We start from the raw sequence: 23,728 nt of genomic DNA, 5'->3' as shown, positions 1-23,728 counted from the left end.
TGTGACGGAACCAACGCACAGCGGTGAGGCCCACGGCGGGGCCCTGGCGGAGCGGCTGAACTGGCTGCGGGCCGGCGTGCTCGGCGCGAACGACGGCATCGTCTCCACCGCCGGCCTCGTCGTCGGCGTGGCCGGCGCGACGGACAGCCGTTCGGCCCTGCTCACCGCCGGCCTCGCGGGACTGCTCGCCGGGTCGATGTCCATGGCCGCCGGCGAGTACGTGTCCGTCTCCACCCAGCGCGACTCGGAGATGGCCGCCCTCGCCCTGGAGCGGCGGGAGTTGCGCGAGCAGCCGGAGGCCGAGCTGGAGGAGCTCACCCAGCTGCTGGAGGAGCGGGGCATGTCCCGCGAGGTGGCCCGGGAGGCGGCCGAGCAGCTGACCGAACGGGACGCGCTCAGGGCGCACGCGCGCGTGGAGCTCGGCATCGACCCCGACTCGCTGACGAACCCCTGGCACGCCGCGTGGGCGAGCTTCCTGGCGTTCACGGTCGGTGCGCTGCTGCCGCTGCTCGCGATCGTCCTGCCGCCCGCGGGCTGGCGCCTGTGGGTCACGGTGGTGTCGGTGCTGGCCGCCCTGGTCCTCACCGGCTGGACCAGCGCCCGCCTGGGCGCGGCGGACCCCACCCGCGCGGTACTCCGCAACGTCGTGGGCGGCGCCCTGGCGATGGGCGTCACGTACGCGGCCGGAACGCTGCTGGGGGCGGTCGGCGTGTAGCCGCTGGGCTGCCGCGAGGCGGCGGCGGGCGTCCAGCCGGGGTGCGGTGCCGGACGCGTGACCGTGGGCCGCCGGGACCGCTGCCAGACGCCGGCCGCCGGGTGCGCCGTCTCATGGCCAGACGACAGCCGCCAGCCGCCGGGGTGCCCCGCCCCACGTCCAGCCTCCGGCTGCCGGGACCGCCGTCTCGCGGCCAAACGCCGGCCACCGACCGGCCGGGACCCACGGTCGGCATCCCGCCGCAGGGGCGCCTGATCGCCCCGTCGCCATTCCCGCCCTGCCATCCATGTCGCGCCCTCCACCCCCGCCCCCTCGATGCGCGCCCCGCGCAGCTCACGGCGTACGGTGAAGTGCGCCCGACCACCCCCAGGGCGCGCTCTCCGCCCCGCACGAGAAGGACCCTCGACATGCGTGCCACCACCATCCACGCCCCGTACGACATGCGCGTGCAGGACGTGCCCGAGCCCGTGGTGCAGCTGCCCACCGACGCCGTGGTGCGAGTGCTGCGCGCCTGCATCTGCGGCAGCGACCTGTGGGCCTACCGCGGCGAGGCGGCCCGGCAGCCCGGCCAGCGGATCGGCCACGAGTTCCTCGGCTTCGTCGAGGAGACCGGCTCCGAGGTGAGCACGGTCAGGCGCGGCGACCTCGTGGTCGCCCCCTTCATGTGGTCCGACGGCGTCTGCGACTACTGCCGAGAGGGCCTCACGACGTCCTGCGAGCACGGCGGCTTCTGGGGCTCCGTCGGCCACGACGGCGGCCAGGGCGAGGCCGTGCGCGTCCCCTTCGCCGACGGCACGCTCGTCCAGCTGCCCAAGGACGCCGCCTCCGACGACCACCTGCTGACCGCCCTGCTGACCCTCTCCGACGTGCTCGGCACCGGCCACCACGCGGCCCTCGGAGCGGGCGCCCGTCCGGGCGCCACGGTCGCCGTCGTCGGCGACGGAGCCGTCGGCCTGTGCGCGGTCCTCGCCGCCAGGCGCCTCGGCGCGGAGCGGATCATCGCCCTCGGCCGGCACCAGGTCCGCACGGACATCGCCCGCCGCTTCGGCGCCACCGACGTCGTCGCCGAGCGCGGCGACGCGGCCGTCGAGGCCGTCCGCGAACTCACCCGCGGACAGGGCGCACACGCCGTCGTCGAGGCCGTCGGCACCGAGCAGTCAATGCGTACGGCCGTCAACATCACCCGCGACGGCGGCGCGATCGGCTTCGTCGGCGTCCCGCACGGCAGCGGCACCGGCCTCGACCTCGGCGTCATGTTCGACCGCAACATCGCGCTGCGCGGCGGCGTCGCACCGGTCCGCGCGTACATCCCGGACCTGCTGCCCGACGTGCTCGACGGCACGATCGACCCTTCGCCGGTCTTCGACATGACGGTCGACGTCGAGGGCGTGCCCGACGGCTACAAGGCCATGGACGAGCGGGTCGCGCTGAAGGTGCTCGTCACCAACGGTTGAGTCTGCACCAACAGTTGAGTCTGCCCGTCAACACTTGATCGGTGTCACGACCAACGGATCGGCACCGGCAAGGCCGTCAACAACCCCGACACCACGACCACCACACCCAGGACGACGACCTCGGCACGCGCGGGGGAGCAGGCGGTCAGCGGATCGTCGGCACGGCGCAGCCGGACCCGCGCCCACAGGGCGAGCACGGCGACGGCGGCCACGAGGAACACCTTGGCGAGCAGGGTGCGCCCGTACGCCGTCGTCGTCAGCTGGTCCAGGATCGTCCCCGACGGCATGCGCCGCAGCGAACTCCACACCCCGGTCGCGGTGATGAGGGCGAGGAGTACGGCGGCCACGCGCGCGTAGAGCCCCAGCAGGGCCGCGCCCGCGGTGTCGCCGTTGCGGCGCCGCAGCGTGCGCAGCGCGTGCAGCAGACCGCCCGCCCACAGCGTCGCGCAGGTCAGGTGCACCAGCGTCAGCCCGGACCCGAGGAGCGGGTTGTGCTCGGTCGTGGGGTGCGCGCGCAAGGCCTCCGCGACGATCACCGCGGCCACCGGCCACAGTTGGGTGGCGGGGCGGCGTGAACGGGCGCACACCGCGGCCAGCAGGAAGGCGTTGACCTCGACCAGCGCGAGCTTGCCGTCCCGCGAGGCGTAGAGACCGCCGACGTCGATCTGGGCGAGGCTGTGCGGCACCAGGTTGCCCGTCGACACCACCGAGGCCAGCCCCAGCGCGGCGACGAGACCGGCGACGGCCGTGTACGGCGCCCAGCTGCGGGGCGCGCCCTCGGCGGCCCCGGGGGCGGCGGGCAGCGAACGGGCCAGACGGTTCACGAAGAACTCGCCCACCGGGACGCACAGCGCGCCGAACAGCACCGCCCGCAGCAGCGCGATGCCGCCGACGCCGGGGGCCGCGGCCTCCCCGGTGCCGTGCAGCGCGGCGGACGGCCCGAGCAGCGGTATCAGCGCGCCCAGTGCCACCAGGACGAGGACGGCGACGGCCCGGCCCACACCGGGACGCCGTACGGGCCCGCTCGCGTCGGCCACCCCGGCCGTGGGTCTTATCAAGGTCACCTCAAGATCTTCACCAGCCGTCGCAGAACCGGGCAACTGCAGTAAAACAACTGGCGGTACGGCAATCCGGCCGTAGGTACGTTTTTGGGCACCCCGTGACTCACACCCACCGGGCCGGCCGCGACCCCCAGGGCACCGGCGGGCGCGCCCAGTCGGCCGGCCCGCCCTCGAAGGAAACCGGTGGCAGCGCGTACCGCAGCCGCCCCAGCGCGCTGTCCGTCTCGCCGAGCCAGTGCTCCGGCCCGTCGTACGAGAGCTCCCCGCCCCCGCCCTTCGTCATGCCGTCCATGAGCCACTGGGCCGTACGGGCCAGCGTCAGCCGCACGAACCGGCTGCCGCCCTCGTACGACTGCTCGGTCAGCGCCCGCAGCACGGCCGCCGCCAGCAGATACCCCGTCCCGTGGTCGAGGGCCTGCGCGGGCAGCGCCCCGGGCCGTGCCGCGGAACCCTCGATCACCGCGATCCCGGTGGCGGCCTGCACCAGACTGTCGAAACCCCGTCGCCCGCCCCACGGCCCGTACGCGCCCCACGCCGACAACTGCGCCACGACGAGCCCCGGCCGCCGCTCGGCCAGCGCCCGCGGGGACAGCCCGAACCGGTCCAGCGCGCCCGGCCGGTACCCGGTGACGACCACGTCCGCCCCGGCCAGCAGCTCCTCGAAGGCGCGCTGGTCCCGCGCCAGGTCCAGCACCGCCGACCGCTTCCCGAAGCCCGTGTCGGCGTGCTGGTCGGGGAGTTCGGGCAGGTGCGGGGAGTCCACGCGCAGCACGTCGGCACCGAGGAGCGCGAGCGTGCGGGTGGCGACCGGGCCCGCGAGGACCCGCGTCAGGTCCAGGACGCGCAGCCCGGCGGCGGGCAGCAGGGGAGTCCCGTTGACGGGCGCGAGCACGCGCGCGGGTGCGGAGTCGAGCCGGTCACGCTCGACGAGCGGCCGGGCCGCCACCGCGACGGCCTGCTCGTGCGCGGCCCACTCCTCGGGCGTCCGGAGCGCCACGGCCAGCCCGCCGGCCGCGTACACGGCCTCCTCGACCTCGAGCGCGGACCGCTCGGCCAGGGCGGCCTCGACAGCACCCACGTCCTCCGGCACCCCCAGCGCGTGCAGCAGCCGCGCGCGGTGATGCGGATAGTTGGCGTGGGTCCGGATCCAGCCGTCCGCCGTCCGCCAGAACCGTGACATCGGCGCGAAGGAGACCGGTGCCCGCCCGTCGATCCGCAGGTGGCGCTCGCTGTGGAACGCCGTCGCGACCGCCCCGTCGTCGACCCGTACGCCGGGCACTTCGGCGAGCCCGGCCCGCCGCGCCCCGAGCTCGGCTGCGGCCTGCGCGCAGGCCGCGACACAGGCCCGCGCCAGCTCCCGTACGGGAAGGCGCCCTTCGAGAGCGCCCTCCCGCACGATGAACTTGATTCCAGTCATTACTTCACTATGCAGTATTGACTGAATCAATATATGGACCGAACCAGGATCGGAATCGGTCGAGATCAGTCGGGATCAGCCCTACTTCGTCACCGCGTCCAGCGCGTCCACAGTGCCCCAGCCGTAGAAGCCGTTGCGGTTCTTCGACCCCTCGCACACCGCGTCGACCTTGCCGTCCCCGTTGATGTCGTACGGGTCCGTGCACGGCGTGGCGTCGGCCTCCGCGTACAGCAGCGCCTTGACCAGGGCCGCGGAGGCGTGCGGATGGGTTGACTTGATCAATGCGGCCACCGCCGCGACATGCGGCGAGGCCATCGACGTACCGGCCATGTAGCCCCACTTGCCACCGGGCAGCGTGCCCAGGATCAGACCGCTGGTGGCCGGCGGGGCCGGTGTCTGGTAGGCGGTCGCGTCGCCGCCCGGCGCGGCCACGTCGATGACGCCCAGGCCGTAGTTGGAGAACGACGACTTGAGGCCCTTCGCCCCGGTCGCCGCGACCGTCACCACACCCGGCAGCTGGGTCGGTATGTCGAAGCACTCGGACGGGTCGATCACCCGGTCCGAGGGCGTGCCGTCGTTCGGCGAGACCGGGTCGGTGATCTCGTCGGCGTTCAGGTCGTAGTTCTCGTTCCCGGCCGCCGCGACGTTGACCGTGCCCTTGTTCTCCGCGTACCGCGAGGCCCGGGTGACGGCGTCCACGAGCGCCTTCTGGTTCGGGTCGTCGGTGCAGTTGAAGTACCACGGGTCGGTGTAATAGCTGTTGTTCGTCACGTCGACGCCGTGCTCGGCCGCCCACACGAAGCCGCACACCACGGCCTCCGTGTAGAAGTACCCGGCGGTCGTGGCCACCTTGATGCCGGCCACCTTCACCCCGGGCGCCACGCCGGTCATGCCGACGCCGTTCTTCGCCGCGGCTATCTCGCCCGCCACGTGCGTGCCGTGCGGGCTCTCCGCCGCGGTCGGCCGCCAGGCGCCGTCCGTCGTGTCCGGCTTGCCCGACACACAGTTGACCGACGCCTTGCGGTCGAAGTTCGGGGCGATGTCGGGGTGCGTGTCGTCGACACCGGTGTCGATCACGCCGACGGTGACCTTCGGGCTGCCCAGCGCCACCTCGTGCGCCTTGTCGGCCTTGATGGCCGCCAGGTCCCACTGGAGGGGCTCCAACGGGTCCTGCCCGTCGGCGGCCTGTACGTCCGTCAGCTCTTCCGCGGTGAGTGCCTTCGGCGTGCCCACGTCGGTCGTGGACTGCGCGGGCAGCGGCGCGTTGCGCGTGTTGCCGGCCGACTGCACGCCCGGCACCTTGCGGATGATCAGGCCGAAGTCGGGGTTGGCCGAGTGGACGACGATCACGCCGATCTGGTCGTACGACGTCAGGATCGTGCCGCCGGCCTCGGCGATCGCCTTCTTGACGCGCGCCGAAGGCCCGTTCCCGGGGCGGACGTTGACGACATAGCTGAGCGAGGTCGCGTCCTCGGAGGCCGTGGTCGCGGTCGTGGTCGCGGAAGCGGACTCCGCGGCCGAGGCCGTGACGTTGGGCAGGAACGCGAGGGCCGTCGCCATCGCCATCCCGAGCGGGAGGGCGAGGACGCGACGGTGGCGCTGGTGAGGCGCGGTCATGTGTCTGTGTCTCCCTACTTCACCGCGCGCAGCGCGTTGACGATGCCGAAGCCGTAGAAGCCGTTGACCCGCTTGCCGCCCACGCAGGTGGCGTCCACGACGCCGTCGCCGTCCCCGTCGTACGGGTCGGTCGGGCAGCCCGGGTTGTCCGCCTCCGCCTTCAGCAGCCCCTGCAGCTGGGCCGGAGTCGCCCACGGGTGCGTGGACTTCAGCAGCGCGGCGACGGCCGCCACGTGCGGCGAGGCCATCGAGGTGCCCTGCAGGAAGCCGTACTCGTTGTTCGGCAGGGTGGACAGGATGCGGCCGTTCTTCGACGGCGTGTCCGGGATCTTGTACTTGTCGCCGCCCGGCGCCGCGACGTCGATCACGCCCTTGCCGTAGCTGGAGTAGTACGACTTGGCGCCCGTCACGCCGACCGCGCTGACCGTGACGACACCCGGCAGCTGGGTCGGCACGTCGAAGCACTCGTGCGGGTCGACCGTCCGCGTCACCGGCGTCGAGTCGTCCGGGCTGGAGTCGTCGACCAGGGCGTCGGAGTCGAGGTCGTCGTTGGAGTTGCCGGCCGCGGCGACATTGAGCGTGCCCTTGCGCTGGGCGTACAGCTGGGCCCTGTTGACCGAATCAACGATGGCGCGTTGATCGGGATCGTCCATGCAGTTGTACAGCCACGGATCAACGTAGTAGCTGTTGTTGGTCACCTCGACCCCGTGGTCGGCGGCGAACACGAAGGCGCACACCACGCTCTCGGGGAAGAACAGCACGCTCTCGTCCGGCTGCGCCACGGTGATGCTCGCGACCTTCACGCCGGGTGCCACACCGGCGACGCCGATGCCGTTGCGGGCGGCGGCGATCTCGCCCGCCACATGCGTGCCGTGGTAGTGCTCGCCGTCGTTCACGGGCCGCCACGAGCCGTACGTGGTGTCCGCCTTGCCGCTCACGCAGTTCGCGGACTGGGAGGCGGAGAAGTTGGGCGCGATGTCCGGGTGGGTGTCGTCGACGCCGGTGTCGATCACGGCGACGGTCACCTTCTTGCTGCCCGGGTCGATCCGCGCGGCCTTGTCGGCGCCGATCGCCCTCAGGTCCCACTGGTCGGCCTCCAGCGGCTCCTCGCCGGCCGCCGAACTCTTCGAGAGCTGCGCGGCCTGAGCCTTCGAGAGGTACTGCACCCCGCCCTCGTCGGTCGTCCCCGCGGCCGTCACCGGCGCGGTCCGCGAGGCACCCGCCGACTGCACTCCGCGCACCTTCCGTATCTGCGCGGCGAATCCGGGGTCCGAGGAATGGACGACGATCACGCCGATCTGGTCGTACGACACCACGACGGAACCACCGGCCGCCTTGATCGCCTGCTTGACCGACTCGATCGTGTGGTGGTCCGTCTTCGTGTTGACGAGATACGCGAAGGTGTCCGCGTCGGCCGCGCTGGTGGCGGACTCCGCGCGCGGAGCGGCCTGCGCCGCCGCCGGCAGGAAGCCGAGCGAGGCCGTCAGGGAGAGCACGACCGGCACGGCGAGGGCGAGCCGGCGTCTGGAACGCAGATGAGCCATGGGGTCTCCACATCATCCGGAAACGAGAACCGCCCGAGACACAGGTGGTGCTCGGGCAGGTACATGACTGGTGGTGCAGGCCCGAAGCTATCCCCCGAAGTCGCTGGTCAGCAATGAGTTCCCCATGGCGAGTTCGGAAAAGGGTCAAGGCCGTTGAACCCGTCCTCGCGTGGCGCCGTGACCTTGGACAGGGAGCACGAGGACACTCGCCCCCGATCCCCGTCACAACCGCATCCGCAACGCGAGGAGACTCCGTGGCCACCGAGACACCGCCACCCTCGAAATCCCCAGTCCAACTCCCGTCCACCGAGGAGTTCGAAGCGGTGCAGGAGAGCGCGGAGTTCGGTGAACTGCGCCGCTCCTACCGCTCCTTCGCCTTCCCGCTCACGGTCGGCTTCATCGCCTGGTACCTGCTGTACGTCCTGCTGTCCAACTACGCGGACGACTTCATGGGCACCAAGCTGTTCGGCAACGTCAACGTGGCCCTGGTGCTGGGCCTCGCCCAGTTCCTGACCACCTTCCTCATCGCCTGGTGGTACTCGCGGCACGCCGCCGCGCAGCTCGACCCCAAGGCCGAGGCCATCAAGTCCCGGATGGAGGGCGGCGAATGAGCCCCGCGATCACCCTGGCGGCCGGCGAGGCCAGCGAGCACCGGACCCTGATCATCACCCTGTTCGCGGTGTTCGTCGCCGCGACCCTGGTCATCACCGTCTGGGCGGGCCGCCAGACCAAGGACGCCGCCGACTTCTACGCGGGCGGCCGCCAGTTCACCGGCTTCCAGAACGGCCTCGCCGTCTCCGGCGACTACATGTCCGCCGCGTCCTTCCTCGGCATCGCGGGCGCCATCGCCCTCTTCGGCTACGACGGCTTCCTCTACTCCATCGGCTTCCTGGTGGCCTGGCTGGTCGCCCTGCTCCTGGTCGCCGAACCGCTGCGCAACTCCGGCCGCTACACCATGGGCGACGTCCTGGCGTACCGCATGCGCCAGCGCCCGGTCCGTACGGCGGCCGGCACCTCCACCATCGTCGTGTCGATCTTCTACCTGCTCGCGCAGATGGCCGGCGCGGGCGTCCTGGTCTCCCTGCTGCTCGGCATCACCTCCGACGGCGGCAAGATCGGCATCGTCGCCCTGGTCGGCGTACTGATGATCGTCTACGTCACCATCGGCGGCATGAAGGGCACCACCTGGGTCCAGATGGTCAAGGCGGTCCTGCTGATCGCCGGCGCCCTGCTGCTGACCTTCCTGGTCCTGCTGAAGTTCGACTTCAACGTCTCCGACCTGCTCGGCTCCGCCGCCGACAACAGCGGCAAGGGCGCGGCCTTCCTGGAACCCGGCCTGAAGTACGGCGCCACCGGCACCACCAAGCTGGACTTCATCTCCCTCGGCATCGCCCTGGTCCTGGGCACCGCGGGCCTGCCGCACATCCTGATCCGCTTCTACACGGTGCCGACCGCCAAGGCCGCCCGTAAGTCGGTCATCTGGGCCATCGGCCTGATCGGCGCCTTCTACCTGATGACCCTCGCCCTCGGCTTCGGCGCGGCCGCGCTGATCAAGCCGGACGAGATCATCGCCTCCAACAAGGCGGGCAACACGGCCGCGCCACTCCTCGCCCTCCATCTGGGCGGCGTGGACTCCAACTGGGGCGCGATCCTGCTCGCCACCATCTCGGCGGTCGCCTTCGCCACGATCCTCGCGGTCGTCGCGGGCCTCACCCTCGCCTCGTCCTCGTCCTTCGCGCACGACATCTACGCGAACGTCATCAAGCGCGGCCAGGCCACCGAGAAGCAGGAACTCGGCGCGGCCCGCTGGGCCACCGTCGGCATCGGCGCGGTCTCCATCGTGCTCGGCGCCCTCGCCCGCGACCTGAACGTCGCCGGCCTGGTCGCCCTCGCCTTCGCGGTCGCCGCCTCCGCCAACCTGCCGACGATCCTCTACAGCCTCTTCTGGAAGCGGTTCACCACCGGCGGGGCCCTGTGGTCGATCTACGGCGGCCTCGTCACCGCGGTCGGCCTGGTGCTCTTCTCGCCGGTCGTCTCCGGCAAGGAGACGTCGATGTTCCCGGACGTCGACTTCCACTGGTTCCCGCTGGAGAACCCGGGCATCATCTCGATCCCGGTCGGCTTCCTGCTCGGAGTCCTCGGCACCTACCTGTCCAAGGAAGAGCCCGACAAGGGCAAGTACGCGGAGCTCGAGGTTCGGTCCCTGACCGGCACCGGCGCCCACTGACGCCCCCCTGGCACACCCCCTGAGCGGCCGCGTCGTAGATCCCTACGACGCGGCCGCGCCGTACCTCGTGGGATCGGGCCGCTGTCGATGTCAGTCGGGTCACGTAGGCTCGCAAGTGACGGAAGACGACCGATCCACGCTGATTCGCTACGAGGGAGGGGGCCCACGTGCTCATCGACACATACGGCCGGGTGGCCACCGACCTGAGGGTCTCGCTGACCGACCGCTGCAACCTCCGGTGCACGTACTGCATGCCCGAGGAGGGCCTGCAGTGGCTGGCCAAGCCGGACCTGCTCACGGACGACGAGATCGTCCGCCTGATCGACATCGCCGTCACCTCCCTGGGCATCGAGGAGGTCCGCTTCACCGGCGGCGAGCCGCTGCTGCGCCCGGGCCTGGTCGGCATCGTCGAGCGCGTCGCGGCCCTCGCCCCCCGCCCCCAGATGTCCCTCACCACCAACGGCATCGGCCTCAAGCGCACCGCGAAGGCGCTCAAGGCCGCGGGCCTGGACCGGGTGAACGTCTCGCTGGACACCCTCCGCCCGGACGTCTTCAAGACCCTCACCCGCCGCGACCGCCACCAGGACGTCCTCGACGGCCTCCAGGCAGCCCGCGACGCGGGCCTCACGCCCGTCAAGGTCAACTCGGTCCTGATGCCGGGCCTGAACGACGACGAGGCCCCGGACCTCCTGTCCTGGGCCCTGGAGCACGAGTACGAACTGCGCTTCATCGAGCAGATGCCCCTGGACGCCCAGCACGGCTGGAAACGCGACGGCATGGTGACCGCGGGCGACATCCTCGCCTCCCTGCGCACCCGCTTCGAACTCACCCCCGAGGGCGCGGGGGAGCGCGGCTCGGCGCCCGCGGAGCGCTGGCTGGTGGACGGCGGCCCCCAGCGGGTGGGCGTCATCGCCTCGGTGACCCGCCCGTTCTGCGCGGCCTGCGACCGCACCCGGCTCACCGCGGACGGCCAGATACGGACGTGCCTGTTCGCCCAGGAGGAGACGGACCTGCGAGCCGCCCTCCGCTCCAGCGCCCCCGACGAGGAGATCGCCCGCATCTGGCGCCTGGCGATGTGGGGCAAGAAGGCCGGTGCGGGCCTGGACGACCCGACCTTCGTACAGCCGGACCGCCCGATGTCGGCCATCGGAGGCTAGGAGCCCTCGGGCGCTTCCCAGTCCTCGAACCTCACGACGTCCTTGAGGAAGCCCCGTACGCCCAGGAACTGCGACAGGTGCTCCCGGTGCTCCTCGCAGGCCAGCCACGTCTTGCGCCGCTCCGGCGTGTGCAGTTTGGGATTGTTCCAAGCCAGCACCCACACGGCACCGGCACGACAGCCCTTGGCCGAACAGATCGGGGTGACGGGATCGGAGCCGGAGAGATCGAAATTCACGCTCCCGACCCTACAAGCCCCACAAAAGGCGACGCCGAGCAGCCACGGGGGGAGCTGCCCGGCGTCGGTCTGTCGCTCCGACGGGGGATGCGGAGCGCTTAGGAAGTATGTCACGGGTAGCACGCCCCATGGCACTGGAACGGCATGATCAGTTCTGAGCTTTTCTTGAGCTTGGTGCGTAGCGCGAATTCCGTTTGTCGCCCGTCCGCGCCGGTCACACCTGGTCGTGCGGCTCGCTTCGTGCGCCTTGCGCCGCCTCTCGCGCGACATCTTCCGGGACCGGTTCCGCGAAACCGTCGTTCGTCCGCGGCGGCGCGATCATCGGACGCATCGGGACCGTCACGAAGGTCGACGGAAGCGACGGCGCGTTCTCCCGCCCCGCGTTCGCGATCACCACGGCGATGTACGGCAGCACCAGTCCGAGCACCAACGCCACGATCGCGACGTGCCGTTCGACGTTCCACAGCGACGCCGCGAGGATCACCGACACCGTACGGATCGACATCGAGATGACGTAGCGCCGCTGCCGCCCGCGCACGTCCTCGTCGAGGCCCGTGCGCGCTCCGGTGATCCGGAACACCTGGCCGTTGCCGCCACCGTGCTGCTTCCGCATCACATTCCACCATCCGCCCGCATCGACCCCGGCCCGCCCCGTGCACGGTCCGTACCCGGTCGGGGAACGAGGTCCGGACCCATCCAACGTTACGCCGCGCCTGCGTCGCCTACGAGACCGGGTCGCCTCCCGCCTGGGCGTACGGTCTCAGCCGTAACACGTACGGCGGCACCCGACATGCGCCGTACGGCGTACGCGCCAACACTGGGCGTAATGCTCACGTCGAGCCGTACAAGGAGGCAGCCATGGGCTGGTTGTGGGCGATCATCGTCGGATTCGTGCTGGGCCTGATCGCCAAGGCGATCATCCCGGGCAAGCAGCACAGTCCCCTCTGGCTGACCACCATCTGCGGCATCCTCGGCGCCATCGCCGGCAATGCCATCGCGCGGGCGTTCGGCGTGGACGCGACCCGCGGCATCGACTGGAGCCGCCACGCCTTCCAGCTCGTCGCCGCGGTCGTCATCGTCTTCGTGGTCGACATGCTGTACATGGCGACGCTCGGCAAGCGGAAACAGACGACCTGAGTGACCTGGGTACGGCAAGGGTGGGCCTCCCGCACGGAGGCCCACCCTTGTGCCGTCGTCCCTAGGCGGACGTGACCTCGACGGCCGCCAGGTTCTTCTTGCCGCGCCGCAGCACCAGCCACCGCCCGTGCAGCAGGTCCTCCTTCGCGGGGACCGCGTCCTCGGCCGCGACCTTCACGTTGTTCACGTAGGCCCCGCCCTCCTTCACGGTCCGGCGCGCGGCCGACTTGCTGGCCACGAGACCCACCTCGGCGAACAGGTCCACGACCTGGCCGAGCTCGGCGACCTGGATGTGCGGCAGCTCGGAGAGCGACGCGGCCAGCGTCCTCTCGTCCAGCTCCGCCAGCTCGCCCTGCCCGAACAGGGCCTTGGACGCGGCGATCACCGCGGCCGTCTGGTCGGCGCCGTGCACCAGCGTCGTCAGCTCCTCCGCCAGCGCCCGCTGGGCGGCCCGGGCCTGCGGACGCTCCTCGGTCTGCCGCTCCAGCTCCTCGATCTCCTCACGCGACCTGAAGCTGAAGATGCGCAGGAACTTGGAGACGTCCCGGTCGTCCGCGTTCAGCCAGAACTGGTAGAAGGCGTACGGCGTGGTCATCTCCGGGTCCAGCCACACCGTGCCGGACTCGGTCTTGCCGAACTTCGTGCCGTCGGCCTTGGTGATCAGCGGCGTGCCCAGCGCGTGCACCACCGCGTCGGGCTCGACCTTGTGGATCAGGTCGGTGCCCGAGGTGAGGTTGCCCCACTGGTCGCTGCCGCCGGTCTGCAGCGTGCAGCCGTACCGCCGGTACAGCTCCAGGAAGTCCATGCCCTGCAGGATCTGGTAGCTGAACTCGGTGTAGCTGATGCCCTCCTGGGACTCCAGGCGCCGGGCGACCGCCTCCTTGGCGATCATCTTGTTCACCCGGAAGTGCTTGCCGACGTCCCGCAGGAACTCGATGGCCGACATGCCCTGCGTCCAGTCCAGGTTGTTCACCATGACCGCCGCGTTCGGGCCCTCGAAGTCCAGCAGCGGGGCGATCTGCGCGCGCAGCCGCTCGACCCACTGGGCGACGACCTCCGGCGCGTTCAGCGTGCGCTCCGCGTTCGGCTTCGGGTCGCCGATCAGGCCCGTGGCGCCGCCGACCAGACCCAGCGGACGGTTGCCCGCCTGCTGGATCCGGCGCATCGTCAGGATCTGCACGAGGTTGCCGAGGTGCAGGCTGGGCGCGGTCGGGTCGAAGCCGCAATAGAACGTGACGGGACCGTCCGCGAACGCCTTGCGCAATGCGTCCTCGTCAGTGGAGAGGGCGATCAGCCCGCGCCACTTCAGCTCGTCGACGATGTCCGTCACGGTTCTCGTATCTCCTAGAAAGTGCCTCGGGCAGTCGGGTGACTACCGGCTACGAGGTTATACGCCCTGACTGACAGAACTCATATTGAAATCCGGCACCCGCAGCGCCGGCATCGCGGCCCTGGTGAAGTAGTCGCTCCACTCCCTGGGCAGCGTCTTCTCCGTGCGCCCGGCCTCCGTCGCCCGCCCCAGCAGGTCGACCGGCGACTCGTTGAACCGGAAGTTGTTGACCTCGCCGGTCACCTCGCCGTTCTCGACGAGGTAGACGCCGTCCCTGGTCAGGCCGGTGAGCAGCAGCGTGGCCGGGTCGACCTCGCGGATGTACCAGAGGCAGGTCAGCAGCAGCCCGCGCTCCGTGTTCGCGACCATCTCGTCCAGCGAGCGGTCGTCCCCGCCGGTCAGGATCAGGTTGTCGATGGCCGGGGCCACCGGAAGCCCGGTCAGCCCCGCGCTGTGCCGGCTGGTGATGAGGTGCTTCAGCTCGCCCTCGCGCAGCCACTCCGTCGCCGTGAGCGGCAGGCCGTTGTCGAACACCGACTGGTCGCCGCCGGAGGAGTGCGCGATGACGAAGGGCGCCGACTCCAGGCCCGGCTCGTTCGGGTCGCTGCGCAGGGTCAGCGGCAGCTCGGCGAGCCGGTCGCCCACGCGCGTGCCGCCGCCCGGCTTGGAGAACACCGTGCGCCCCTCGACCGCGTCCCGGCCCGACGCCGACCACAGCTGGTAGATCAGCAGGTCCGCGACCGCGGTCGGCGGCAGCAGCGTCTCGTACCGCCCGGCCGGCAGCTCGATCCGCCGCTCCGCCCATCCCAGGCGTACGGCGAGCTCGGCGTCCAGCGCGGCCGGGGCGACGTCCTTGAAGTCCCGCGTCGACCGCCCCGCCCACGCCGAGCGCGTACGGTCGGGCGACTTGGCGTTCAGCTCCAGCGTGCCGTTGGGCTGGTCGTGACGCAGGCGCACCCCCGTCGACGTACCCACATAACTCGACACGAGCTCATGGTTGGCGAAGCCGTACAGTTCCCGTCCGCCCGCACGCGCGCGTGCGAAGGCCTCGCCGAGCGCGGGCGCGAAGTCGGCGAACACGGCCGAGGTGGTCTCCGCGGGCGCGTCCGTGAAGTCGGGAGACGCCGGTACGTCCGTCACCAGCGGCTGCGCGTCCTCGGCGGGCCCGGCACCGCGCGCGGCGGCCTCGGCGGCCCGCACCAGGGACTCCAGCTCGTCCGCGGTCACGGCGGAGCGGGAGACGACACCGGAGGCCGTGCCCTCCTTGCCGTCGACGGTCGCGACGACCGTGAGGGTACGACCCCTGGTCACGCCGTTGGTGGTGAGCGCGTTGCCCGCCCACCGCAGGTTGGCGGTCGAGTGCTCGTCGGCGATGACGACACAGCCGTCGGCGGTGGACAGCTCCAGCGCCCGCTCGACGATCTCGTGCGGCTTGTTGCTGCGGGCGCTCATCGACCGGCCTCCTGCGTGGTGTTGAGGATGTTGACGCCCTTGAAGAGGGCCGACGGACAACCGTGCGACACGGCCGCGACCTGCCCCGGCTGGGCCTTGCCGCAGTTGAAGGCGCCCCCGAGCACATAGGTCTGCGGGCCGCCGACGGCCGCCATGGACCCCCAGAAGTCGGTCGTCGTCGCCTGATAGGCCACGTCCCGAAGCTGCCCGGTGACCCGCCCGTTCTCGATCCTGAAGAACCGCTGGCCCGTGAACTGGAAGTTGTACCGCTGCATGTCGATCGACCACGACCGGTCCCCGACCACATAGATCCCGCGGTCCACGCTGCCGATCAGGTCCTCGGTCGACATTCCCGCCGGGTCCGGCCGCAGGGACACGTTCGCCATGCGCTGTACCGGCACGTGCCCGGGGGAGTCGGCGAAGGCGCAGCCGTTCGACCGTTCGAAGCCGGTCAGCTTCGCGATGCGGCGGTCCAGCTGGTAGCCGACGAGCGTGCCGTCCTTCACCAGGTCCCAGGACTGGCCGGCGACGCCCTCGTCGTCGTAACCGATGGTCGCGAGGCCGTGTTCGGCGGTGCGGTCGCCGGTGACGTTCATCAGCTCGGAGCCGTACTTCAACTTGCCGAGCTGGTCGAAGGTGGCGAAGGAGGTGCCGGCGTAGGCGGCCTCGTAGCCGAGGGCGCGGTCCAGCTCGGTGGCGTGGCCGATGGACTCGTGGATGGTCAGCCAGAGGTTGGACGGGTCGACGACCAGGTCGTACAGGCCCGCCTCGACGCTCGGGGCGCGCATCTTCTCCGCCAGCAGCTCCGGGATCTGTTCGAGCTCGGAGTCCCAGTCCCAGCCCGTGCCGGTGAGGTACTCCCAGCCGCGCCCGACCGGCGGCGCGATGGTCCGCATCGAGTCGAACTCGCCGCTCGACTCGTCGACCGACACGGCCGTCAGCTGCGGGTGCAGCCGCACGCGCTGCTGCGTGGTGACCGTGCCCGCCGTGTCGGCGTAGAACTTGTTCTCGTGCACGGTCAGGAGCGAGGCGTCGACATGGTTGACGCCGTTCGCCGCGAGCAGCCGCGCGCTCCAGTCCGCCAGCAGCGCGGTCTTCTCCTCGTCGGGCACCGAGAAGGGATCGATCTCGTACGAGGAGATCCAGGTCCGGTCCGCGTGCACGGGCTCGTCGGCGAGCTCCACGCGCTCGTCGGAGCCGGCCGCCCTGATCACCTGGGCGGACAGCTTCGCCATCGCCACCGCCTGGGAGGCGACCTTGGCCGCGGCGTCCAGGCTCAGGTCCACGCCGGACGCGAAGCCCCACGTCCCGCCGTGCACGACCCGCACCGCGTACCCGAGGTCGGTGGTGTCCGACGACCCGGCGAGCTTGGCGTCCCGCAGCCGCCAGGACGCGCTGCGCACCCGCTCGAACCGGAAGTCCGCGTGCTCGGCGCCCAGGGCACGCGCGCGTGCGAGTGCCGCGTCGGCGAGGGCGCGCAGAGGTAGAGCCGTGAAGGCTTCGTCGATGGTATGAGGCACCGAGGTCTCTCCTTGTTGTCGTGACCTGTGGTCGGACCGGCGGTACCCCGATCATTTCGCGCGGGCGGGCCCGCGGGCCACAGGTTTCGGGCCGGTGCCGGGAACTTTCTGTAGGGACCCGACAGTGAGTCCCGTAAGCCACTGTCGGTGCCCGAATGTCCCTGAGCGCGAGCGGCCCGATAGGTTTTCGGGGAAGCCGCCTGTCATCCAGCTGTTCGGGCGGGCGTGTCAGACACCTATCGAAAGGGTGATCCGTTGAGCCGCTCGGTTCTCGTCACCGGAGGCAACCGGGGCATCGGCCTCGCCATCGCCCGCGCTTTCGCCGACGCCGGCGACAAGGTCGCGATCACGTACCGCTCGGGTGAGCCGCCGGCCGGCTTCCTGGCCGTCAAGTGCGACATCACCGACCCCGAGCAGGTGGAGCAGGCCTACAAGGAGATCGAGGCCCAGCACGGCCCGGTCGAGGTTCTGATCGCCAACGCCGGCATCACCAAGGACCAGCTCCTGATGCGCATGTCCGAGGAGGACTTCACGTCCGTCCTCGACACCAACCTCACCGGCACCTTCCGCGTGGTCAAGCGCGCCAACCGCGGCATGCTGCGCGCCAAGAAGGGCCGCGTCGTGCTCATCTCGTCGGTCGTCGGTCTGTACGGCGGTCCCGGCCAGGCCAACTACGCCGCCTCCAAGGCCGCGCTGGTCGGCTTCGCGCGCTCCCTCGCCCGTGAGCTGGGCTCGCGCAACATCACCTTCAACGTCGTCGCGCCCGGCTTCGTGGACACCGACATGACCAAGGTGCTCACCGACGAGCAGCGCGCGAACATCGTGTCTCAGGTGCCGCTCGGCCGTTACGCGCAGCCCGAGGAGGTCGCCGCGACGGTGCGGTTCCTCGCCTCGGACGACGCCTCGTACATCACTGGAGCCGTCATCCCCGTTGACGGCGGACTGGGAATGGGTCACTGATCACCATGAGCGGAATTCTCGAGGGCAAGCGCATCCTGATCACGGGCGTGCTGACGGAGTCCTCCATCGCCTTCCACACCGCCCGGCTGGCCCAGGAGCAGGGTGCCGAGATCATCCTCACCGCGTTCCCGCGGCCCACGCTGACCGAGCGCATCGCCAAGAAGCTCCCGAAGCCGACCAAGGTCATCGAGCTCGACGTCACCAACGACGAGCACCTGGGCCGGCTGGCCGACGTCGTCGGCGAGGAGCTCGGCGGCCTGGACGGTCTCGTGCACTCCATCGGCTTCGCGCCGCAGGACGCGCTCGGCGGCAACTTCCTCAACACGCCGTTCGAGTCGGTCGCCACCGCCATGCACGTCTCGGCGTACTCCCTGAAGTCGCTGACCATGGCCTGCCTGCCGCTGATGCAGAACGGCGGCTCGGTCGTCGGCCTCACCTTCGATGCGCAGTTCGCCTGGCCGCAGTACGACTGGATGGGCCCCGCCAAGGCCGCCCTGGAGGCCACCAGCCGCTACATGGCGCGTGACCTGGGCAAGCAGAACATCCGCTGCAACCTCGTCTCCGCGGGCCCGCTGGGCTCCATGGCCGCCAAGTCCATCCCGGGCTTCAGCGACCTGGCCGCCGTGTGGGACGAGCGCTCCCCGCTGGAGTGGGACCTCAAGGACCCGGAGCCCGCCGGCAAGGGCGTCGTCGCCCTGCTGAGCGACTGGTTCCCGAAGACCACCGGCGAGATCGTCCACGTGGACGGCGGCCTGCACGCCATCGGCGCCTGATCTCCGGTACGTCGTCGACGCCCCGTTCCGCAAAGGAGCGGGGCGTCCCCCGTTCGGGCTAACCGACCAGGCGCCGACGGCCCACAACTGCGCACCCTGGATTACGCGTTCACCACACGCTCCCCTCCCCAGCACGGCCGAGGAGGTCCCCTTGTGCGCCTGTCCCGCAGCCTGGCCTCAGTGACCGTCGCCGTCGCTCTCGTGATGTCCCTGCCGTACGAGGCGGTGCCGCACGCGCGCGTGAAGAGACCCGTCGCGGCGCAGCCCTTCGGCGCCGAGTGCCGCACCAGGATCACCGGATCCCATGTGACCGCGTACTGCCACAACCCCTATCCGGGGACCGACGGCGTCAGCCTGCACGTGGAGTGCGACAAGTGGTGGGACATCGACACCGACGGCACCCCGGTCGACACCGGGCCGGCGATGACCGTACGGCTGACCGGGCGCTGCTGGGAGGACGTGCGCTCGGCGTGGGTCAGCCACCAGCGGCGGTGAACCGCCCCGGGCGGCACAGGAACGGATAGCTCGCCGCCTCCCGGCCCGCCGACTCCGCGTCGCCCGCGCGGATCGCGTCCACCAGCCGGGCGTGGTCCATGTACGTCTCCGGGGTCAGCTCCCGGCCGACGTCCTCGCGCAGCCAGTCCCGCAGCACCTCGCCGAGGTCGGCGTACATCTCGCTCATCACGTCGTTGTGGGACGCGGCCACCACCGCCAGGTGGAAGGTGGAGTCCGCCGTCACGAACGCCTCCGCGTCGCCCGATTCCCACGCCTCCTCGCGCCGCACCAGCAGCGCGTCGAGCTGCTTGAGGTCCTTCTCCGTGCGCCGCTCGGCGGCCAGCCTGGCCGCGGCGGACTCCAGGGTGGAACGCAGCTCGGCGACGTGCCTGGGGTCCGCGTCGGCGAAGCGGCGGTGCATCACGCCCGCCAGCTCGCTGGTCGCCACGACATAGGTGCCCGAGCCCTGGCGGATGTCCAGCAGACCGTTGTGCGCGAGCGCGCGGACGGCCTCGCGGACCGTGTTGCGCGCGACACCGAGCTGCTCGACGAGCTCCGGCTCCGTGGGGATGCGTGAGCCGACCGGCCACTCGCCCGAGGTGATCTGGTTGCGCAGCGCGGCGATGACCTGCTCGGAGAGCGCCGAACGACGGGGATGACTCAGGGGCATGGCACACCTTCGCACGAGGTGGCCGGGTGCGGCCGACCAGGGGATGGACAACCAATCATCCCATGATTCTATGATGGTCGCATGGCAAGCCAGGAAACCAGGACGACGACGTCCCCGGCCGTACGCAGTTCGGCCGCGGACGAGCCCCAGCGACCCACCACGCGCGCGTGGACGACGCGCCTGCTGGTCGTCGGCATCGTGCTGTCGGCCCTCAACCTCCGTCCCGCCATCACCAGCCTCGGCGCGCTCCTCGAAGAGGTCCGCGACGGACTCGGCATGAGCGGCAGCGTCGCCGGACTGCTCACCTCCGTGCCACCGCTCTGCTTCGCCGTCTTCGGCGTCACGGCCCCGCGCCTCGCCCGCCGCTTCGGCCCGGGCGCCGTGGTCTGCGCGGGCATGGTGGCCATCACCGCCGGCCTTCTCATACGGCCGTACGCGGGCGGTACGGCCGGATTCCTGGCCGGCAGCGCACTCGCCCTCATGGGCATCGCCGTCAGCAACGTCCTGATGCCCGTCATCGTCAAGCGCTGGTTCCCCGACCGGGTCGGCTCCATGACCGGCCTCTACTCCATGGCGCTGGCCCTGGGCACCGCGGCCGCGGCGGCGGTCACGGTGCCCATGACCGACGCGCTCGGCGGCAGCTGGCAGACCGGGCTCGCGGTGTGGGCGGGGCTCGCGGCGGCGGCCGTACTGCCGTGGATTGCGTTCGTACGACGTCCGGGCGGGGCCGGGAAGCAGGAGCACGCGCGCGTGGAGGGCACCGGGGCTTCCGCCGACGCGCACGCACGCGTGGAGGGCGCCGGTGGCTCTGCCGACGCCCACGCGCGCGTGCAGGCACCGACCCTGCGGATCACCCGCAGCCGCACCGCCTGGGCGCTCGCCGTCTTCTTCGGGCTCCAGGCCACCGCCGCCTACATCACCATGGGCTGGATGGCGCAGATCTTCCGGGACGCGGGCGTGGCCGCGAGCACGGCCGGACTGCTGCTCGCCGTCACGATGGTGATGGGCGTGCCGCTCGCCTTCGTCATCCCGCGCGTCGCCGCCAGGCTGCCCCACCAGGGGCCGATCGTGCTCGCGCTCGGCGCCTGCGGTCTCGCCGGGTACGCCGGCCTGTACTTCGCGCCGGCCGGCGGCGCCTGGGCCTGGGCGCTGCTGCTCGGCGTCTCCAACTGCGCCTTCCCGCTCGCCCTCACCATGGTCGGCATGCGGGCCCGCAGCGGCGCGGGCGTGGCCCAGCTGTCCGCCTTCGCGCAGAGCACCGGCTATCTGATCTCCATCCCCGGGCCGCTCCTGGTGGGCGTGCTCTACCAGCACAGCGGCGGCTGGGGCCTGCCGATCGCGCTCATGGCCGCGCTGATGGTGCCGCAGATGGTCGTCGGCGTGGTGGCCGGGCGTGACCGCACGGTGGAGGACGAGGCGGCCCGCTGACCCCGGGGCAACCGCCCCGCGCGAGGGGTGCGAGACTTGCCGTATGCCAGTGCTCGACCCGAACCCCAAGAACGGGCAGAAGAAGATGCTGCTCGTCTTCGGCTCTTTCTTCGCCATCTTCGTGATCATCGCCGTCATCGCGACGATCGCCTCGCCCTGACGCGCTGACGCCCTGACGCCCGGACCACCCCGGTTCCCGGTCGATGGTGGGGCTAGCCCCACCATCCCCTAGGGGGTGAGTGTCAGGGTCAACTGGGTGGACCTCCGGATGGGTTGGGGGCCGAGGATTCCGTAACTTCGAATCGTGACCGCGAGGCGCGGACCACGGAACACTCGAAGACCAGCGGAGGCACCCATGTCGGCCCCTACGTACCCCCGGCCCCGCCCGGCGACCACGGGCGGCGTCGACATACGGCTCCCCTGGTGGGCCCTCGCCCTGCCGGCGCTCGCCTTCATCGTGCTCCTGGCACTGATGCTGAACCCCACGGACGGGCACGCGGCGAGCGACCCCGCGATCACCCACCTCTTCGAGCGCGCCCAGCAGCTCCTGGCCCGCTGAGCACCGGCTGAGCCGCCGGTCAACTCCCTGCGCCCCATGGCCTGTTTCATGCGAAGCTGGGACCCATGAGCGTCGCAGAACCCCGCAGGATCGTCCTCTTCCGCCATGCGAAAGCCGACTGGCCACAGGTGACCGACCATGAGCGCCCCCTCGCCGAGCGGGGCCGAATGGACGCCGCAGTCGCCGGACGCAAGCTGGCCGACACCGCCATCCCCTTCGACCTGGCCCTGTGCTCCACCGCGATCCGGACCCGCGAGACCTGGAAGCTCGCCGTCCACGAGTTCCCGCAGCGGCCGAAAACCGTCTACGAGGAGCGGATCTACGAGGCCTCGCCCGGCGAGCTGATCGCTCTGCTGAACGAGACGCCCGACGACGCGCAGAACGTCATCCTGATCGGCCACAACCCGGGCGTTCAGGGACTCGCCGACATCCTGGCCGGCGCCGCCGAGGGCGACGCCCGCGAGCGGATGAACCGCCGCGGCTTCCCGGCCGCCGCCTTCGCCGTCCTCTCCTTCGACGGCTCCTGGAAGAGCCTGGAGCCGGGCGTGGCCACGCTGCGCGACTACTGGGCGCCGGAGGACTGAGCACCACGGACATGGCAGGGCCCGGCACCGCGCGGTGCCGGGCCCTTCACCTTCCGCCCACGGCCGGCTGTCGGCTCACCGCTCGTCGTGCGTGTCCGCCGCCTCGACCTCTTCGCGGGTGACGCCGAGCAGGTACAGGACGGTGTCGAGGAAGGGCACGTTCACGGCGGTGTGCGCGGCCTGCCGGACGACCGGCTTGGCGTTGAAGGCGACGCCGAGGCCGGCCGCGTTCAGCATGTCCAGGTCGTTGGCGCCGTCGCCGATCGCCACGGTCTGGGCGAGCGGTACGCCCGCCTCGGCGGCGAACCTGCGCAGCAGCCGTGCCTTGCCCGCGCGGTCGACGATCTCGCCGGTGACCTTGCCGGTCAGCCTGCCGTTGACGATCTCCAGGGTGTTGGCCTGGGCGAAGTCCAGCCCGAGCCGCTCCTTCAGATCGTCGGTGACCTGGGTGAATCCGCCGGAGACCACGCCGACTTGGTACCCGAGCCGCTTCAGCGTCCGGATCAGGGTCCGGGCACCCGGCGTCAGCCGCACCTCGCTGCGCACCTTCTCCACCACCGAGGCGTCCAGCCCCTCCAGCAGCGCCACGCGCGCGTGCAGCGACTGCTCGAAGTCCAGTTCCCCGCGCATCGCGGCGGCGGTCACCTCGGCGACCTTGTCCTCGCAGCCGGCGTGTGCGGCGAAGAGCTCGATGACCTCGTCCTGGATGAGCGTCGAGTCGACGTCCATGACGACGAGTCGCTGGGCCCGGCGGTGCAGCCCCGCGGCGACGACGGCGACGTCGACACCGAGTGCCGCGGCGTCGGTCACCAGGGCGGTGCGCAGGGGCTCGGTCTCGACGCCGGACACCGCGAACTCGACCGCCGTCACCGGGTACTTGGCGAGGCGGAAGATGCGGTCGATGTTGCCGCCGGCCTTGGTGATCCGCGCGGCGATCTGGGCGGTGGCCTCCGAGGTGAGGGGGTGGCCGAGGACGGTGACCAGCGAGCGCCCGAGTCCGCGTGGCCGGTTGTCGCCGCGGCCGGAGATGATCTCCGCCTGCATCTTCATCGACTCCGCCCAGCTGTGGACCGTCGCCCGCAGGTCGCCCTCCAGACCGGCGGGCGGCTGGGTCACGAGCGCGCACAGCACGATCCGGCCACGGGTGACGACCTGCTCGATGTCGACCACGTCGACCGAGTAGGCGGCGAGGGTGTCGAAGAGGCCCGCCGTGATGCCCGGCCTGTCCTTGCCGAAGATCTTGACGAGGAGGGTGGGAACGTCAACGGGAACGTCGGGGGTCTGCGAAGCGCTCATGGTGCACCCACCGTATCCGGCACGCAGTGCCGACCGCCGCCGCGGTCCGCCTAGCGGACAGGGAACAGTGGATGTCGACACGGTGGCGAACACTTT

24 protein-coding genes are annotated in these 23,728 nt (G+C 71.1%); 13 read left to right on the top strand and 11 right to left on the bottom strand.

Annotated elements, in window-relative coordinates:
• Position 1: 1 nt before the first annotated feature.
• Positions 2 to 715 (top strand): VIT1/CCC1 transporter family protein, encoded by a 714-nt coding sequence (locus tag MQP27_RS39015; RefSeq protein ID WP_242774310.1) that lies wholly within the window; start codon positions 2 to 4, stop codon positions 713 to 715.
• 407 nt (positions 716 to 1,122) lie between these two features.
• On the top strand, positions 1,123 to 2,169 hold the full coding sequence (locus tag MQP27_RS39010) for a zinc-dependent alcohol dehydrogenase family protein (RefSeq protein ID WP_242774309.1): 1,047 nt from the start codon (positions 1,123 to 1,125) through the stop codon (positions 2,167 to 2,169).
• A gap of 44 nt (positions 2,170 to 2,213) precedes the next feature.
• On the opposite strand, the gene MQP27_RS39005 is transcribed toward MQP27_RS39010, so the two are convergent.
• The 4 genes from MQP27_RS39005 to MQP27_RS38990 all read right to left on the bottom strand — a co-directional run bounded on the left by MQP27_RS39005 (position 2,214) and on the right by MQP27_RS38990 (position 7,808).
• The gene (locus MQP27_RS39005; protein WP_242774308.1) at positions 2,214 to 3,233 is read right to left on the bottom strand and encodes a CopD family protein; all 1,020 of its coding nucleotides are present in this window, start codon (positions 3,231 to 3,233) and stop codon (positions 2,214 to 2,216) included.
• A 100-nt stretch (positions 3,234 to 3,333) separates the two neighbouring features.
• Positions 3,334 to 4,647 (bottom strand): CoA transferase, encoded by a 1,314-nt coding sequence (locus MQP27_RS39000; protein WP_242774307.1) that lies wholly within the window; start codon positions 4,645 to 4,647, stop codon positions 3,334 to 3,336.
• A gap of 81 nt (positions 4,648 to 4,728) precedes the next feature.
• Complete coding sequence (locus MQP27_RS38995) at positions 4,729 to 6,264, bottom strand: S8 family peptidase (protein WP_242774306.1); 1,536 nt, start codon at positions 6,262 to 6,264, stop codon at positions 4,729 to 4,731.
• Between the two features lie 14 nt (positions 6,265 to 6,278).
• Positions 6,279 to 7,808: a S8 family peptidase gene (locus tag MQP27_RS38990; protein WP_242774304.1), complete on the bottom strand. Its 1,530-nt coding sequence runs from the start codon at positions 7,806 to 7,808 to the stop codon at positions 6,279 to 6,281.
• Positions 7,809 to 8,062: 254 nt separating this feature from the next.
• On the opposite strand from MQP27_RS38990, the gene MQP27_RS38985 reads away from it, so the two are divergent.
• The 3 genes from MQP27_RS38985 (at position 8,063) to moaA (ending at position 11,192) form a co-directional block, all read left to right on the top strand.
• A complete protein-coding gene (locus tag MQP27_RS38985) occupies positions 8,063 to 8,419 on the top strand; it encodes a DUF485 domain-containing protein (protein ID WP_242774302.1) in 357 nt (118 codons plus the stop codon).
• Positions 8,416 to 10,035 (top strand): monocarboxylic acid transporter, encoded by a 1,620-nt coding sequence (locus MQP27_RS38980; protein WP_242774299.1) that lies wholly within the window; start codon positions 8,416 to 8,418, stop codon positions 10,033 to 10,035. The genes MQP27_RS38985 and MQP27_RS38980 overlap by 4 nt, the downstream gene beginning before the upstream one ends.
• Before the next feature lie 167 nt (positions 10,036 to 10,202).
• A complete protein-coding gene (gene moaA / locus MQP27_RS38975) occupies positions 10,203 to 11,192 on the top strand; it encodes a GTP 3',8-cyclase MoaA (RefSeq protein ID WP_242774297.1) in 990 nt (329 codons plus the stop codon).
• On the opposite strand, the gene MQP27_RS38970 is transcribed toward moaA, so the two are convergent.
• Together MQP27_RS38970 and MQP27_RS38965 are read right to left on the bottom strand one after the other, a co-directional pair.
• Positions 11,189 to 11,428, bottom strand: a complete 240-nt coding sequence (locus MQP27_RS38970; RefSeq protein WP_242774295.1) for a hypothetical protein — start codon at positions 11,426 to 11,428, stop codon at positions 11,189 to 11,191. The genes moaA and MQP27_RS38970 overlap by 4 nt on opposite strands.
• 214 nt (positions 11,429 to 11,642) lie before the next feature.
• The gene (locus tag MQP27_RS38965) at positions 11,643 to 12,041 is read right to left on the bottom strand and encodes a DUF3099 domain-containing protein (protein ID WP_242774292.1); all 399 of its coding nucleotides are present in this window, start codon (positions 12,039 to 12,041) and stop codon (positions 11,643 to 11,645) included.
• Between the two features lie 245 nt (positions 12,042 to 12,286).
• Between MQP27_RS38965 and MQP27_RS38960 the strand changes: the two genes are divergently transcribed.
• Entirely contained in the window at positions 12,287 to 12,565 is a 279-nt protein-coding gene (locus MQP27_RS38960; protein WP_242774288.1) for a GlsB/YeaQ/YmgE family stress response membrane protein, read from the top strand.
• Positions 12,566 to 12,626: 61 nt separating this feature from the next.
• Here the strand turns inward: MQP27_RS38960 and tyrS are convergent, their stop codons facing one another.
• Genes tyrS through MQP27_RS38945 form a run of 3 tightly spaced genes read right to left on the bottom strand, consistent with a single transcriptional unit; the run spans position 12,627 to position 16,867 of the window.
• Positions 12,627 to 13,895, bottom strand: coding sequence for a tyrosine--tRNA ligase (gene tyrS / locus MQP27_RS38955; RefSeq protein ID WP_242774286.1), 1,269 nt, complete (start codon positions 13,893 to 13,895; stop codon positions 12,627 to 12,629).
• 57 nt (positions 13,896 to 13,952) lie between these two features.
• Positions 13,953 to 15,347 (bottom strand): metallopeptidase TldD-related protein, encoded by a 1,395-nt coding sequence (locus tag MQP27_RS38950; protein ID WP_242774283.1) that lies wholly within the window; start codon positions 15,345 to 15,347, stop codon positions 13,953 to 13,955.
• A complete protein-coding gene (locus tag MQP27_RS38945; RefSeq protein ID WP_242774280.1) occupies positions 15,344 to 16,867 on the bottom strand; it encodes a TldD/PmbA family protein in 1,524 nt (507 codons plus the stop codon). The genes MQP27_RS38950 and MQP27_RS38945 overlap by 4 nt, the downstream gene beginning before the upstream one ends.
• Positions 16,868 to 17,122: 255 nt before the next feature.
• On the opposite strand from MQP27_RS38945, the gene fabG reads away from it, so the two are divergent.
• From fabG to MQP27_RS38930, 3 genes are all read left to right on the top strand, one after another.
• Positions 17,123 to 17,827, top strand: coding sequence for a 3-oxoacyl-[acyl-carrier-protein] reductase (gene fabG, locus MQP27_RS38940; RefSeq protein ID WP_242774277.1), 705 nt, complete (start codon positions 17,123 to 17,125; stop codon positions 17,825 to 17,827).
• 5 nt (positions 17,828 to 17,832) lie between these two features.
• The gene (gene fabI / locus MQP27_RS38935) at positions 17,833 to 18,600 is read left to right on the top strand and encodes an enoyl-ACP reductase FabI (protein WP_242774275.1); all 768 of its coding nucleotides are present in this window, start codon (positions 17,833 to 17,835) and stop codon (positions 18,598 to 18,600) included.
• A 153-nt stretch (positions 18,601 to 18,753) separates the two neighbouring features.
• Positions 18,754 to 19,095, top strand: a complete 342-nt coding sequence (locus MQP27_RS38930; RefSeq protein ID WP_242774272.1) for a hypothetical protein — start codon at positions 18,754 to 18,756, stop codon at positions 19,093 to 19,095.
• Here the strand turns inward: MQP27_RS38930 and MQP27_RS38925 are convergent.
• A complete protein-coding gene (locus MQP27_RS38925; RefSeq protein WP_242774269.1) occupies positions 19,076 to 19,765 on the bottom strand; it encodes a FadR/GntR family transcriptional regulator in 690 nt (229 codons plus the stop codon). The genes MQP27_RS38930 and MQP27_RS38925 overlap by 20 nt on opposite strands.
• Positions 19,766 to 19,846: 81 nt before the next feature.
• Between MQP27_RS38925 and MQP27_RS38920 the strand changes: the two genes are divergently transcribed.
• The 4 genes from MQP27_RS38920 to MQP27_RS38910 all read left to right on the top strand — a co-directional run bounded on the left by MQP27_RS38920 (position 19,847) and on the right by MQP27_RS38910 (position 22,336).
• Positions 19,847 to 21,193, top strand: a complete 1,347-nt coding sequence (locus tag MQP27_RS38920; protein ID WP_242774267.1) for a CynX/NimT family MFS transporter — start codon at positions 19,847 to 19,849, stop codon at positions 21,191 to 21,193.
• Positions 21,194 to 21,236: 43 nt separating this feature from the next.
• Positions 21,237 to 21,353, top strand: coding sequence for an SGM_5486 family transporter-associated protein (locus tag MQP27_RS51230; protein WP_278197078.1), 117 nt, complete (start codon positions 21,237 to 21,239; stop codon positions 21,351 to 21,353).
• 195 nt (positions 21,354 to 21,548) lie between these two features.
• Positions 21,549 to 21,752, top strand: coding sequence for a hypothetical protein (locus tag MQP27_RS38915; protein WP_242774265.1), 204 nt, complete (start codon positions 21,549 to 21,551; stop codon positions 21,750 to 21,752).
• Positions 21,753 to 21,817: 65 nt separating this feature from the next.
• A complete protein-coding gene (locus MQP27_RS38910; protein WP_242774263.1) occupies positions 21,818 to 22,336 on the top strand; it encodes a SixA phosphatase family protein in 519 nt (172 codons plus the stop codon).
• Positions 22,337 to 22,411: 75 nt separating this feature from the next.
• On the opposite strand, the gene serB is transcribed toward MQP27_RS38910, so the two are convergent.
• Positions 22,412 to 23,632 carry a phosphoserine phosphatase SerB gene (gene serB / locus MQP27_RS38905; RefSeq protein WP_242774262.1) on the bottom strand — a complete coding sequence of 407 codons (1,221 nt, stop codon included), beginning with the start codon at positions 23,630 to 23,632 and terminating at the stop codon, positions 22,412 to 22,414.
• Positions 23,633 to 23,728: the final 96 nt, after the last annotated feature.

The organism is Streptomyces cylindrosporus (assembly GCF_022698165.1).
GTDB classification, from domain to species: Bacteria; Actinomycetota; Actinomycetes; order Streptomycetales; family Streptomycetaceae; genus Streptomyces; species Streptomyces cylindrosporus.
Note: the sequence above shows the minus strand (reverse complement) of the source record. Positions and strands in the feature narration are given on the sequence as shown.

Coding starts and splice junctions, on each gene's coding strand:
- MQP27_RS38950 (WP_242774283.1), bottom strand. CDS start 15,347: ATGAGCGCCCGCAGCAACAAGCCGCACGAGATCGTCGAGCGGGCGCTG.
- MQP27_RS38925 (WP_242774269.1), bottom strand. CDS start 19,765: ATGCCCCTGAGTCATCCCCGTCGTTCGGCGCTCTCCGAGCAGGTCATC.
- MQP27_RS39000 (WP_242774307.1), bottom strand. CDS start 4,647: ATGACTGGAATCAAGTTCATCGTGCGGGAGGGCGCTCTCGAAGGGCGC.
- MQP27_RS38920 (WP_242774267.1), top strand. CDS start 19,847: ATGGCAAGCCAGGAAACCAGGACGACGACGTCCCCGGCCGTACGCAGT.
- MQP27_RS38980 (WP_242774299.1), top strand. CDS start 8,416: ATGAGCCCCGCGATCACCCTGGCGGCCGGCGAGGCCAGCGAGCACCGG.
- MQP27_RS38990 (WP_242774304.1), bottom strand. CDS start 7,808: ATGGCTCATCTGCGTTCCAGACGCCGGCTCGCCCTCGCCGTGCCGGTC.
- serB (WP_242774262.1), bottom strand. CDS start 23,632: ATGAGCGCTTCGCAGACCCCCGACGTTCCCGTTGACGTTCCCACCCTC.
- MQP27_RS38915 (WP_242774265.1), top strand. CDS start 21,549: ATGTCGGCCCCTACGTACCCCCGGCCCCGCCCGGCGACCACGGGCGGC.
- MQP27_RS38960 (WP_242774288.1), top strand. CDS start 12,287: ATGGGCTGGTTGTGGGCGATCATCGTCGGATTCGTGCTGGGCCTGATC.
- MQP27_RS38910 (WP_242774263.1), top strand. CDS start 21,818: ATGAGCGTCGCAGAACCCCGCAGGATCGTCCTCTTCCGCCATGCGAAA.
- MQP27_RS39010 (WP_242774309.1), top strand. CDS start 1,123: ATGCGTGCCACCACCATCCACGCCCCGTACGACATGCGCGTGCAGGAC.
- MQP27_RS38995 (WP_242774306.1), bottom strand. CDS start 6,264: ATGACCGCGCCTCACCAGCGCCACCGTCGCGTCCTCGCCCTCCCGCTC.
- MQP27_RS38965 (WP_242774292.1), bottom strand. CDS start 12,041: ATGCGGAAGCAGCACGGTGGCGGCAACGGCCAGGTGTTCCGGATCACC.
- MQP27_RS51230 (WP_278197078.1), top strand. CDS start 21,237: ATGCCAGTGCTCGACCCGAACCCCAAGAACGGGCAGAAGAAGATGCTG.
- fabI (WP_242774275.1), top strand. CDS start 17,833: ATGAGCGGAATTCTCGAGGGCAAGCGCATCCTGATCACGGGCGTGCTG.